Source organism: Streptomyces sp. NPDC012769 (assembly GCF_042901205.1).
In the GTDB taxonomy this organism is placed as follows: Bacteria; Actinomycetota; Actinomycetes; order Streptomycetales; family Streptomycetaceae; genus Streptomyces.
This window is the reverse complement of record NZ_JBIBCP010000002.1, coordinates 1042434-1055378: the sequence shown is the minus strand read 5'-3', so window position 1 is coordinate 1055378 and position 12945 is coordinate 1042434. Positions and strand designations below refer to the sequence as shown.

Sequence of the window (12945 nt, the reverse complement as noted above, 5' to 3'; positions counted from 1 at the left end):
CTCCCCCTGCGGCCGATGAAGGATCTGGTGCGCGGTCAGGTTAGCGAGGCAGACGCGGCCGCGCGGGGCTGACCGAAACCCTCCGGGAAGAGTTGGCGAACTTTGCTCACCCCTCTGCCCGTTCGTCATACCAGTGGGTAATCTGACGGCCCGTGACCAGTCGTAAGCTCATATCCGCCCCCAGCCGCCGTACCGTCGTGAAGGCCGCCGCAGTGTCGGCCGTCGTGACCCCCGCTCTGGTGGCCACCGCCTCGCCCGCGCTCGCGGACACCGGGGCCCCGCAGTTCCTCCACGGTGTCGCCTCGGGCGACCCGTTGCCCGACGGCGTCCTGCTGTGGACGCGCGTCACCCCCACCCCCGACGCCCTGCCCGGCTCCGGCCTGGGACCCGATGTCACGGTCGGCTGGGAGCTGGCCGAGGACCGCTCCTTCGACCGGACCGTGGCGAGCGGTACGGCCGTCGCCACCGCGGCCTTGGACCACACCGTGAAGGTGGACGTACGGGGTCTGCGCCCGGCCACGTCCTACTGGTTCCGGTTCACCGCGGACGGGACCGTCTCGGCCGAGGGCCGCACCCGCACCGCGCCCGCCGTGGACGCGGCCGCGCCCGGTGTCCGCTTCGGCGTGGTGTCCTGCGCCAACTGGGAGGCGGGCTACTTCTCCGCCTACCGTCACCTGGCCGCCCGCGCGGACCTGGACGCGATCCTGCATCTCGGCGACTACGTCTACGAGTACGGGACCGGCTCCTACCCCGACGCGAAGTACACCGTCCGGCCGCACCAGCCGGCCCACGAGATCGTCTCGCTGGCCGACTACCGCCTGCGGCACGCCACCTACAAGAGCGACGCCGACCTGCAGGCGCTGCACGCGGCCCATCCGGTCGTCGCGATCTGGGACGACCACGAGATCGCCAACGACGCCTGGTCGGGCGGGGCCGAGAACCACACGCCGGGCACCGAGGGCGAGTGGGCGGCCCGCGTGGCCGCCGCCAAGCAGGCGTACTTCGAGTGGATGCCGGTGCGCACCTCGACCGAGGGCACGGTCTACCGGCGGCTGCGTTTCGGCCGGCTGGCCGATCTGCATCTGCTCGACCTGCGCTCCTTCCGCTCCCAGCAGTCGGGGGTGGGCAGCGGAGCGGTGGACGACCCGGAGCGCACCCTCACCGGGCGGGCGCAGCTGGACTGGCTGAAGTCGGGCCTGGCCGCCTCGGACGCGACCTGGCAGCTGGTCGGCACCTCGGTGATGATCTCGCCGGTGGCGTTCGGGGCGCTGCCCGCGGATCTCCTCGGGCCGCTGGCCGAGCTCCTCGGACTGCCCCGGGAGGGCATCGCGATCAACGTCGACCAGTGGGACGGCTACACCGACGACCGCAAGGAGCTGCTGCGGCACCTGACGGACCGGGGCATCCGCAACACGGTCTTCCTGACCGGTGACATCCACATGGCCTGGGCCAACGACGTACCGGTGAAGGCGTCGACGTACCCGCTGTCGGCCTCGGCGGCGACGGAGTTCGTGGTGACCTCGGTGACCTCGGACAACCTGGACGACCTGCTGCACGTGGCGCCGGGCACGGTCTCGGTGGTGGCGGCGGGGGCGATCAAGGCCGCCAACCGGCACGTGAAGTGGGTGGACATGGACCACCACGGCTACGGCGTGCTCGACGTGACCGCGGAGCGCTCGCAGATGGACTACTACACGATCTCCGACCGTGCGGACCGGGACGCGACGGCGGCCTGGACGCGTTCGTACCGCACGCTGAGCGGAACGCAGCGTGTCGAGCGGGTGTACCAGCCGGTCCGCTGACGGACACCGTCGAACGACCATCGGACACCTCTCGGTCATCCGTACGATGATTTTCAGCCATGATCTCTCGTGTTAACGGAAGATCACACGGGCACGGCGGGTGGTGAGTTCGGGGCATCGAATCCGGACACACCACCCGCCTTTGTCGTCTCTTCTGTTACGCCCACATCTCAAACTCCGGAACCGGCGCAAGTTTTTCTTCTCGATGCCCCGTTTTGCCCCATGGATGATTGGGCTTGATCAATCCTCAACGAAGCCTGACATGGACGCGTAATGTCCCCGCGGTGGCTGAGGAAGTACCTCTCCACAACCCCCCGCGAGGAGTCACCCGTGCGTGCTCTTGTTCGTATATCGCCGCGTATGTCACGTCGTCTGCTCGGCACCGCCGTCATGGCCGGAACCCTGGCCCTGGCCCCGCTCTCCGCCCCGGTCGCGGCCCCGTCGACCACCACCCTCGCCGCCGCCGAGGAGTGCGTGGACAGCCACGACGACCACGGCCACGAGGCCCTCTCCGGCGCCCGCAAGGCCAAGGGCGGCGCCACCAAGGCCGAGCCCAACGAGGTCACCGCCACCCAGGCCAAGGCCATGGACGAGGACCTGAAGAAGAGACTGGCCGAGGCCCGCGTCTCCGGCCGCGCCACGGCCGCCGCCGGCACCACCGCGGCCACCATCCCCGTCTACTTCCACGTCATCCACAGCGGGACGACGGGCAAGCTGTCCGCCACGGACATCAGCAACCAGATGGCCGTCCTCAACTCCGCCTTCGGCGGCCAGGGCACCGGCAACGTGAACACCGGCTTCCAGTTCAACCTGGCCGGCACCACCTACACGGACAACGCCACCTGGTACAACCTGGCCTCCGGCTCCACCGCCGAGAAGCAGATGAAGCAGACCCTCCGCCAGGGCGGCGCCAACGCGCTGAACATCTACACCGCCAACCTCAGCGGCGGCCTGCTCGGCTGGGCGACCTTCCCGTCCTCGTACCAGTCCAACCCGTCCATGGACGGCGTCGTCCTCCTCGACGCCTCCCTGCCCGGCGGCTCGGCGGCGAACTACAACCAGGGCGACACCGCCACCCACGAGGTCGGCCACTGGATGGGCCTCTACCACACCTTCCAGGGCGGCTGCAACGGCAACGGTGACTACGTCACCGACACCCCGGCCGAGAAGAGCCCGGCCTACGAGTGCCCGACCGGCCGTGACTCCTGCGCCTCCAAGACCGGTGCGGACCCGATCCACAACTTCATGGACTACACGTACGACGCGTGCATGTACCAGTTCACCACCGGCCAGGTGACCCGCATGAACGAGCACTGGACGGCGTACCGCGCCTGACGGACCGTCCGAAACAAGGGTGTGGCCCCCGGGGATCTCCCCGGGGGCCACACCCCTTCGCACGTCCGCCGGCCGCCTTAGAGGCTGTCGAGGAAGCCCAGCGCCACCGCCCAGGTCCGCTCGGCCGCCTCCGCGTCCCAGTCCGGCAGCTCCGGGTCGGTGTACAGGTGCCCGGCGCCCCGGTAGCGGTAGACCTCCACGTCGGCGCCGGCCTTGCGCATCTGCAGGTACCAGGAGGACAGCCACTCGTCCGTCTCGAACGGGTCGGGCTCGGCCACGTGCAGCTGCACCGGCAGGTCGTCCACCGACGCCGACTCCGCGATGTCCGAGGTGCCGTGGATCAGCAGCAGCCCCCGCGCCTTCTCGTCGCCCAGCGCCAGCGTCTGCGCCACCGAGGCGCCGAACGAGAAGCCCATGTAGACCAGTCCGCGCTCCGAGTACGGAGCCGCGGCCATGACCGCCCGCCGCAGCAGCTCGTCCTTGCCGATCCCGTCCCGCAGCGCCATGCCCTCCTCGACCGTCGTGACCGTCCGGCCGTCGAAGAGGTCCGGCGTCCACACCTGGTGCCCGGCGTCCCGCAGTCGCTCGGCCGCGGCCTCCACCGCGGGGGTCAGGCCGTACGCCGAGTGGAAAAGCATGATGTCCATGCGGCCCATCCTGCCACCCGGCCCGCACGGAGCCGGTGTCAGCGCATGCTGCGCACGTCCAGCTGCCGCAGCACCCGGTCCACCACCTCCGGGTCGGCCCCGGGCTCGCTGCGCGCCGAGAGGACCGCGTGCCGGGCCGCCGACATCATCTCCTTCTGGATCCGCTGGACCGCCTTCACCCGCTCCACGCGCTGCGCGAACGCGGCCCGCCGCTCCTCGTCCAGCACGTCCGGGCTGATCCTCGCCCCGATGTCGAAGGCCCCGCGCTGCAGCCGCTCGGCCACCTCCTCCGGCAGCTCCTCCACCTCCTCGATCTCCTTCAGCCGGTGCTTGGCCGCCTTCGCCGCCCGCAGCGCCAGCTCCCGCTCGAAGGCCCGCTCGGCGTCCGTGTCGGCCTGCACGCCGAGCCTGCGCACCAGCCAGGGCAGCGTCAGGCCCTGCACCACGAGCGTGGCGATGATCACACAGAAGGCGATGAAGATCACCTCGTCGCGGCCGGGGAAGGGGGAGCCGTCCTCCGTGCGCAGCGGGATGGCGAGCGCCAGCGCCACCGAGGCCACCCCGCGCATCCCCGACCACCACATGACGACGGTCTCCCGCCAGCTCACCGGGATCTCCTCGGCGTAGTCGCGCCGGGTGTGCAGCCGCTTCGCCAGCCAGGTCGCGGGCAGCAGCCACAGCAGCCTGACCCCGACCACCACGCCGACGACCGCCGCGCCCCAGCCGAGCATCTCCCCGCCGCGTTCGTCGGCGACGCCGAAGACATGGATCAGCTCCAGGCCGATGAGCCCGAAGGCGATGCCGGTCACCAGGGTGTCGACGATCTCCCAGAAGGTCTGTCCGGCCAGCCGTCCCATCACGTCGTCGGCGTCGATCGCGTACTCGGCGAGGAACAGCGCCGTGACGAGGACCGCGAGGACTCCGGAGCCGTGCAGCTCCTCGGCGAGGACGTAGGAGACGAACGGGACGAGGAGGGTGAGGCCGGTCTGCAGGGTGGCGTCGCCGACGAAGCCCATCAGCTTGTTCGTGGTCCAGCCGAGGACGAGCCCGGCCACCACCGCGACGACGGCGGACAGGACGAGTTCACCGAGCGCCTCCGGCCAGGAGAACTCGCCGCTGACCACGGCGCCGATCGCCACGTGGTAGAGCACGATCGCGGTGACGTCGTTGAAGAGGCCCTCGCCCTCCAGGATCGACACGAGCCGCCGGGGCAGCCCCAGCGAGCCGGCCACGGCGGTCGCCGCGACCGGGTCGGGCGGCGCCACGAGGGCGCCGAGGGCGAGCGCGGCGGCCAGCGGGATACCGGGGACCAGTGCGTTGGCGACCGCGCCGACGGCGGCCGTGGTGACGAAGACCAGGGCCACCGCGAGGAGGAAGATCGGCCGTCTGTTCGCCGCGAACTGCCGCCATGAGGTGCGCTGCACGGAGGCGTAGAGGAGCGGCGGCAGCACCAGCGGGAGGATGTACTCGGGCGGGATGTCGACGTTCGGCACGAACGGCAGGAAGGCCAGGACGATCCCGACGAGCGTCATCAGGACGGGAGCCGGCAGCCCGAGCCGGTCCCCGAGCGGAACGGTGAGCACGGCGCCGAGCAGCAGCAAGAACAACAGCGCGAGCTGATCCACGGTCTCCCCTTCAGCGGTCCGGCAGGTCGATGACCACCTGGCTCACCCGGCCATGCCCTCCGGGGAGGCATAGCATAAAAGGGACATGTCGGCCAATCGACGGGAGGACGGCCATGCTGAAGCAGCGACTGGGGCGTCGCGCGGCAGCCTTGGTGCTGGCCGTAACCGGCGTGCTCGGCGCCGGATCGGCCGCGCTGGCGACGCCGCATCCGCCCACCAATGGCGGAAACGGCGCAGGCCAGAGCGGCCAGTGCACCGGCCCCGCGGATGAACGCCCACGCGGTTGCCACACCAGCAAGTAACCGCCACAGCCCAGCACGAAACCTTCAAGGGCCTGCTCTTCGGACCAGGCCCATCCTCGTGCCGCTGGGCCGGTCGACGAAGTCCTCCGGACAGCCCATGGACCGTGTCCGTAATGTCCCGCCGGCCCGCGACCCCCAGGGCTTCGCCCGGGAGGTGCCCCCACGCGGACGCACGCTCGCCGCGTTGTCGGGTCACCCGGGCGCGCCCAGTACGAGGGCGCCCCTCCGCCTTGCGATCTTCCCCTGGGCCCTGCGGGCCTGGGGAGACCCCACGCACCAGACGCCGCGGGCCCTGCCCCGCGGGCAGACGGCGCTACTCCCCCACGGCCTGGAGGACCCGGCGCATCGCCCGGTGCGGCATCCCCGCGTCCGGGAACTCCGGGCCGTACGCCTCGTAGCCGAGCCGCTCGTAGAAGCCGAGGGCGTGCGTCTGGGCGTGCAGGTCGACGGCGGCGAGCCCGCGCGCGCGGGCCGCCTCCTCGATGCCCCGCACGAGGGCGGCACCGACGCCGAGGCCACGGGCGGCCCTGGTCACCGCGAGCCGGCCCAGAGAGCCCACCGAGATGTCCGCGCCGGTCTTGCCGACCGCGTCCGCCCCGTGCAGGAGCCGCCCGGTGCCCAGTGGCACGCCGTCCGCGCGGACCGCGAGGACGTGCACGGCGGTCTCGTCGTACGTGTCGTACTCGATCTCCTGGGGAACGCCCTGCTCCTCGACGAACACCGCCCGGCGCACGGCGAAGCAGGCGTCCCGGTCCTGGTGCTCCCGCGCCTCGCGGACCTCGTACGCCACGGCCTCGACGGACTCCGCGTCCGTCCCCCCGACGGTGGTCACCGGCTCTCCGAGGCGATCCGCTCGAGGGCCGTCTCCAGGTCCGCCGGGTAGGTGCTGGCGAACTCGACCCACTGCCCGTCGCCGGGGTGCTCGAAGCCGAGCCGCACGGCGTGCAGCCACTGCCGGGTCAGGCCGAGGCGCTTGGCCATGGTCGGGTCGGCGCCGTAGGTGAGGTCGCCGACGCAGGGGTGGCGGTGGGCGGACATGTGCACCCGGATCTGGTGGGTGCGGCCCGTCTCCAGCTTGATGTCGAGCAGCGAGGCCGCCCGGTACGCCTCGATCAGGTCGTAGTGCGTCACGGACGGCTTGCCCTCGGCGGTCACGGCCCACTTGTAGTCGTGGTTCGGGTGCCGGCCGATGGGCGCGTCGATGGTGCCGCTCAGCGGGTCGGGGTGGCCCTGCACCAGGGCGTGGTAGCGCTTGTCGACCGTGCGCTCCTTGAACTGGCGCTTCAGCGAGGTGTACGCGTACTCCGACTTCGCCACGACCATCAGGCCGGACGTGCCGACGTCGAGGCGGTGCACGATGCCCTGGCGCTCGGCGGCGCCGGAGGTGGAGATCCGGTAGCCGGCGGCGGCGAGGCCGCCGATCACCGTGGTGCCGGTCCAGCCGGGGCTGGGGTGGGCGGCCACCCCGACCGGCTTCATGATCACGACGATGTCGTCGTCGTCGTGGACGATCTCCATGCCCTCGACGGGCTCGGCGACGACCTGCACCGGGGCGGGCGCGCCCGGCATCTCGACCTCGAGCCACGCGCCACCGCTGACCCGCTCGGACTTGCCGACGACGGCGCCGTCGACCAGGACCTTGCCTGCGGCCGCCAGCTCGGCCGCCTTCGTACGGGAAAAACCGAACATGCGGGAGATGGCGGCGTCGACGCGCTCGCCCTCCAGGCCGTCCGGAACGGGAAGCGTGCGGATCTCGGGACTCGTGCTCACCCGTCGAGTATGCCTTGTGTCGGCGGTACTCCGTCCGTGAGCTCGGTCCCTGTGGACAAGTCGGCCCCGTGGCGGAGCTCAGTCCTTATGGACGGTGCCGTCGGGGTCCAGACCCCGGAAGGAGAGGATCACGATCAGGATGCCGCCGCAGACGATCGCCGAGTCGGCGAGGTTGAAGACGGCGAAGTGGGCGGGCGCGATGAAGTCGACGACCGCCCCTTCGAAGACGCCGGGCGAGCGGAAGATCCGGTCGGTCAGGTTGCCGAGCGCACCGCCGAGCAGCAGACCGAGCGCGATCGCCCACGGCAGGCTGTAGAGCTTGCGGGCCAGCCGGATGATCACCACGATCACGACGGTCGCGATGCAGGTGAAGATGATCGTGAAGGCCTCGCCCATGCCGAAGGCGGCACCGGGGTTGCGGATCGCCTCGAAGCGCAGCAGGTCGCCGATCACCTTGATCGGCTCGCGCCCCTCCAGCTTCTCCACCACGAGCATCTTGCTGCCGAGGTCGAGAAGATAGGCGACGACGGCCACCACGAACAGCACGGCGATCTTCCGCCTGCCCTTCGGGCGCTCCTCGGGAACGGCCGTCTCGTCGGCTCCTGCTGAATCCGGCGTACCGATGACGCTCTCCGCCTCTGCCACGTGAGTCCCTCAACCTAGGTGCCTGACTGTGCACCGAGGGTACGGCACAGCCGTGCGACGAGGTCAGCCCCGGCGCTCCTGCTTCTGCTTGTCCTCCACACAGAGCGTGGCCCGGGGGAAGGCCTGCATCCTGGCCTTGCCGATGGGCTTCCCGCAGACCTCGCACAGCCCGTACGTGCCCGCGTCGAGGCGCTCCAGGGCGTGCTCCGTCTGCTCCAGCATCTCGCGGGCGTTCGCGGCCAGGGCCAGCTCGTGCTCGCGCGTGATGTTCTTGGTGCCGGTGTCGGCCTGGTCGTCGCCGGCGCCGTCGCCGGAGTCGCGCATCAGGCCGGTCAGCTCCTCCTGGGAGTGGGCGAGCTCGTTGCGGAGCCGGAGCGCCTCCGACTGGAGCTCGCTGCGGGCCTCGGCGACCTCCCCGGGGGTCCAGGGGTCCTCACCCGGGCGTACGGCGAGCTCGCCGGCGCGTGCCGGGGGCACCGCGACGTCGGTCTCGGCCGTCGTGACGCCACCCGCGGTCTTCTTCGCTGCCACCGTCCTGGCTCCTGTCTTCTCGGTCGCGGTCTTCCCGCCCGTGGCGGTCTTCTTCTTCACCGGCTTCGCGGCCTCCGCCGGCGCGGCGACGGCCGTCCCGTCGACGACCGCCTTCTCGGCGGCCGGCTCCTTCGCCGTCGCCTTCTTCGCTGCGGGTGCCGACTTCTTCGCGGTCACCTTCTTGGCGGGTGCGGTCTTCTTCACCGACGCCTTCTTCATCGGCGCCTTCTTCGCGGGCGCCTTCGTGGCCGCGGCCTTCTTGGCCACGGCCTTCTTCGCGGGCGCGGACTTCTTCGCGGCCGGTGCCTTCGCGACCGCCGTCTTCGTGGCCGTCGTCTCCTTCGCGGCGGTCTTCTTCGCCACCATGTCGCGGCCCCTTCACATTTTGTGATCTTGCTCGCGAATCGTGCTGGGACGATAAATCGGCCCACGGCCCGCGGCAACGGGGCACGCCGCCCGTTCCGCCCGCCCCGGTGCCCTGTGGGACGAGCCTGCCTCGGTTGTGCCCAGCTCCCCGGCCGGTTATCCGCGCCACCGCTCCCCCACTTGGCCGCAGCGGAAGTCCCCAGGACCCGTGTGGCCATTCGGGTCACCGGCAAAACGGTCGGCCGACCTCGCCCCGGCCCCGTACACTGGGCGGAGCGAAAGGCTTGGATGGGGACGAGTAGCGTCGTACGCAGCCATGAGCGACCCGGGGACGGTGAGAGCCCGGGGGCGAGCCCGATGTGAAGCATCACCCCGGAGCTGCCGGAAGAAAGCCGCGGTCGTCGATTCGGACGCGGTGACTAGACCCGGCGTCGCGACCCCAATGAGGGGGCTCAGGGCGTCGCGCCCGGGGCCAAGGAGGGTGGTACCGCGGGAGCAGTGCTCTCGTCCCTCCGACGGAACGAGGAACATCCGCCGGAGGAAGATCGATGTCTTCGCAGTACCGCCAGGTGCCCGCCCAGGTAGACCTGCCCGCGCTCGAGCACGCCGTGCTCGATTTCTGGCACGACAACAAGGTCTTCGCCAAGACCCTGGAGCAGTCCGAGGGACGCCCGGAGTGGGTCTTCTACGAGGGCCCGCCCACCGCCAACGGCATGCCCGGCGCCCACCACATCGAGGCCCGCGTCTTCAAGGACGTCTTCCCCCGCTTCCGGACCATGCGCGGCTACCACGTCGCCCGCAAGGCCGGCTGGGACTGCCACGGCCTGCCGGTCGAGCTCGCCGTCGAGAAGGAGCTCGGCTTCTCCGGCAAGAAGGACATCGAGGCGTACGGCATCGCCGAGTTCAACGCCAAGTGCCGCGAGTCCGTGACCCGCCACACCGACGCCTTCGCCGAGCTGACGACCCGCATGGGCTACTGGGTCGACCTCGACGACGCCTACCGGACCATGGACCCCGCGTACATCGAGTCGGTCTGGTGGTCGCTCAAGCAGATCTTCGACAAGGGCCTGCTCGTCCAGGACCACCGCGTGGCCCCCTGGTGCCCGCGCTGCGGCACCGGCCTGTCCGACCACGAGCTCGCGCAGGGCTACGAGACGGTCGTCGACCCCTCCGTCTACGTCCGCTTCCCGCTGACCTCCGGCCCGCTCGCCGGCAAGGCCGCGCTCCTGGTCTGGACGACCACCCCCTGGACCCTGGTGTCCAACACCGCGGTCGCCGCCCACCCCGAGGTGACCTACGTGGTCGCCACGGACGGCGACGAGAGGCTGGTCGTCGCCGAGCCGCTGCTGGAGAAGGCGCTCGGCGAGGGCTGGGTCACCACCGGCGAGTCCTTCACCGGCAAGGACATGGAGCGCTGGACCTACCAGCGTCCCTTCGAGCTGGTCCCCTTCGACGCCCCGGCGCACTACGTGGTCAACGCCGAGTACGTGACGACCGAGGACGGTACGGGTCTGGTCCACCAGTCCCCCGCCTTCGGTGAGGACGACCTCAAGGTCTGCCGCGCCTACGGCCTGCCGGTCGTGAACCCGGTCCGCCCCGACGGCACCTTCGAGGAGGACGTGCCGCTGGTCGGCGGCGTCTTCTTCAAGAAGGCGGACGAGAAGCTGACCGCCGACTTGGACGAGCGCGGCCTGCTCTACCGGCACATCGCGTACGAGCACAGCTACCCGCACTGCTGGCGCTGCCACACGGCGCTGCTGTACTACGCGCAGCCGTCCTGGTACATCCGTACGACCGCCGTGAAGGACCGCCTTCTCCAGGAGAACGAGAAGACGAACTGGTTCCCGGACTCGGTCAAGCACGGCCGCTTCGGCGACTGGCTGAACAACAACATCGACTGGGCGCTGTCCCGCAACCGCTACTGGGGCACCCCGCTGCCGATCTGGCGCTGCGAGGAGGGCCACCTCACCTGCGTCGGCTCGCGCGCGGAGCTGACCGAGCTGACCGGGACCGACCAATCCGGCCTCGACCCGCACCGCCCGTACATCGACGACGTGACCTTCGGCTGCCCGGCGGAGGGCTGCTCGATGGAGGCCGTCCGCGTGCCGGAGGTCATCGACGCCTGGTACGACTCGGGCTCGATGCCGTTCGCGCAGTACGGCTACCCGTACCAGAACAAGGAGCTGTTCGAGAGCCGCTACCCGGCGCAGTTCATCTCCGAGGCCATCGACCAGACCCGTGGCTGGTTCTACACGCTGATGGCCGTCGGCACGCTGGTCTTCGACAAGTCCTCGTACGAGAACGTGGTCTGTCTGGGCCACATCCTCGCCGAGGACGGCCGCAAGATGTCCAAGCACCTGGGCAACATCCTCCAGCCGATCCCGCTGATGGACCAGCACGGCGCGGACGCGGTCCGCTGGTTCATGGCGGCCGGCGGCTCGCCGTGGGCGGCGCGCCGGGTGGGTCACGGCACGATCCAGGAGGTCGTCCGCAAGACCCTCCTGACGTACTGGAACACGGTCGCCTTCCAGGCGCTGTACGCCCGGACGTCCGGCTGGGCGCCGTCCGCCGCCGACCCGGCGCCGGCCGACCGCTCGGTCCTGGACAAGTGGCTGCTGTCCGAGCTGCACACGCTGGTCGGCGACGTCACGGAGGCGATGGAGGCGTACGACACGCAGCGGGCCGGCAAGCTGCTCTCGGCGTTCGTCGACGACCTCTCCAACTGGTACGTCCGTCGTTCGCGCCGCCGCTTCTGGCAGGGCGACGCGTCGGCGCTGCGCACGCTGCACGACGTCATCGAGACGGTCACGCGCCTGATGGCGCCGCTCACGCCGTTCATCACCGAGCGGGTGTGGCAGGACCTGGTGGTCCCGGTGACCCCCGGCGCCCCCGAGTCCGTCCACCTGTCCTCGTGGCCGGAGACGGACGCCTCCCTGGTCGACCCGGTGCTGTCCGAGCAGATGCTGCTGGTCCGCCGCCTGGTCGAGCTGGGCCGCGCGACGCGTGCCGAGTCCGGGGTGAAGACCCGCCAGCCGCTCTCCCGGGCGCTGGTGGCGGCGAGCGGCTTCGCGGACCTCTCCCTGGAGCTCCAGGCCCAGATCACGGAGGAGCTGAACGTCTCCTCCCTGGCGTCCCTGTCGGAGGTCGGCGGCAGCCTGGTCGACACGACCGCGAAGGCCAACTTCCGGGTGCTGGGCAAGCGCTTCGGCAAGCGCGTGCAGGAGGTGGCCAAGGCGGTGGCGTCGGCCGACGCGGCGGCCCTGTCCCTGGCCCTGCGCGAGGCCGGCGAGGCCGTCCTGGAGGTGGAGGGCGAGACGATCTTCGTCACCCCCGAGGAGGTCATCATCACGGAGACCCCGCGCGAGGGCTGGTCGGTCGCCTCGGACTCCGGCGCGACGGTCGCGCTCGACCTGGAGATCACCCCGGAGCTCCGCCAGGCGGGCCTGGCCCGTGACGCGATCCGCCTGATCCAGGAGGCCCGCAAGAACAGCGGCCTCGACGTCGCGGACCGCATCGCCCTGCGCTGGACCTCCCCCTCCCCGGAGACGACGGAGGCCCTCACGACCCACGCCGCCCTCATCGCCGACGAGGTCCTGGCCACGGATTACGCGGAGGGCCCGGCCGACGACACCTTCGGCACCCCCTTCGAGGACGAGGGCCTGACCCTCACCTTCCGCCTCCGCAAGGCGTAGCCCCACGGCGAAGGGCCCGGCACCAGGATGGTGCCGGGCCCTTCGCCGTCCCGCCCCCACGGATCGGGCACCGTCCTGGTGCAGGCCTCTCGCCGTACCGCCCATGACCGGGCACCACCCTGCTGCAGGCCTCTCGCCGTACCGCCCATGACCGGGCACCACCCTGGTGCGTTGTGCCCACCCGTTCCGCCCCAGCGGAACGAATGCCCACAACGGTCGCCTCTCCCCGG

General features: G+C 71.0%; 10 protein-coding genes. 4 read left to right on the top strand and 6 right to left on the bottom strand.

Going from position 1 to position 12945, the window contains the following annotated elements; translation table 11 throughout:
• Positions 1-152 precede the first annotated feature (152 nt).
• Together ACFY7C_RS13840 and ACFY7C_RS13835 are read left to right on the top strand one after the other, a co-directional pair.
• Positions 153-1802: an alkaline phosphatase D family protein gene (locus tag ACFY7C_RS13840; protein WP_389648640.1), complete on the top strand. Its 1650-nt coding sequence runs from the start codon at positions 153-155 to the stop codon at positions 1800-1802.
• A gap of 360 nt (positions 1803-2162) precedes the next feature.
• On the top strand, positions 2163-3137 hold the full coding sequence (locus ACFY7C_RS13835) for a zinc metalloprotease (RefSeq protein WP_389648637.1): 975 nt from the start codon (positions 2163-2165) through the stop codon (positions 3135-3137).
• 77 nt (positions 3138-3214) lie between these two features.
• Here ACFY7C_RS13835 and ACFY7C_RS13830 read toward each other — a convergent pair whose 3' ends face one another.
• Together ACFY7C_RS13830 and ACFY7C_RS13825 are read right to left on the bottom strand one after the other, a co-directional pair.
• Entirely contained in the window at positions 3215-3784 is a 570-nt protein-coding gene (locus ACFY7C_RS13830; protein WP_389648634.1) for a dienelactone hydrolase family protein, read from the bottom strand.
• Between the two features lie 38 nt (positions 3785-3822).
• Positions 3823-5409, bottom strand: coding sequence for a Na+/H+ antiporter (locus ACFY7C_RS13825; RefSeq protein ID WP_389648632.1), 1587 nt, complete (start codon positions 5407-5409; stop codon positions 3823-3825).
• A 113-nt stretch (positions 5410-5522) separates the two neighbouring features.
• On the opposite strand from ACFY7C_RS13825, the gene ACFY7C_RS13820 reads away from it, so the two are divergent.
• Positions 5523-5711, top strand: coding sequence for a hypothetical protein (locus tag ACFY7C_RS13820; protein WP_389648629.1), 189 nt, complete (start codon positions 5523-5525; stop codon positions 5709-5711).
• Between the two features lie 313 nt (positions 5712-6024).
• Here the strand turns inward: ACFY7C_RS13820 and ACFY7C_RS13815 are convergent, their stop codons facing one another.
• The 4 genes from ACFY7C_RS13815 to ACFY7C_RS13800 all read right to left on the bottom strand — a co-directional run bounded on the left by ACFY7C_RS13815 (position 6025) and on the right by ACFY7C_RS13800 (position 9023).
• Entirely contained in the window at positions 6025-6543 is a 519-nt protein-coding gene (locus tag ACFY7C_RS13815; protein WP_389648626.1) for a GNAT family N-acetyltransferase, read from the bottom strand.
• Positions 6540-7481 (bottom strand): RluA family pseudouridine synthase, encoded by a 942-nt coding sequence (locus ACFY7C_RS13810; protein ID WP_389648623.1) that lies wholly within the window; start codon positions 7479-7481, stop codon positions 6540-6542. The genes ACFY7C_RS13815 and ACFY7C_RS13810 overlap by 4 nt, the downstream gene beginning before the upstream one ends.
• A 78-nt stretch (positions 7482-7559) precedes the next feature.
• Positions 7560-8126: a signal peptidase II gene (gene lspA / locus ACFY7C_RS13805; RefSeq protein WP_389648622.1), complete on the bottom strand. Its 567-nt coding sequence runs from the start codon at positions 8124-8126 to the stop codon at positions 7560-7562.
• Between the two features lie 63 nt (positions 8127-8189).
• Positions 8190-9023: a TraR/DksA family transcriptional regulator gene (locus tag ACFY7C_RS13800; RefSeq protein WP_389648620.1), complete on the bottom strand. Its 834-nt coding sequence runs from the start codon at positions 9021-9023 to the stop codon at positions 8190-8192.
• A gap of 548 nt (positions 9024-9571) precedes the next feature.
• On the opposite strand from ACFY7C_RS13800, the gene ileS reads away from it, so the two are divergent.
• Entirely contained in the window at positions 9572-12715 is a 3144-nt protein-coding gene (gene ileS / locus ACFY7C_RS13795; protein ID WP_389648617.1) for an isoleucine--tRNA ligase, read from the top strand.
• Positions 12716-12945 lie beyond the last annotated feature (230 nt).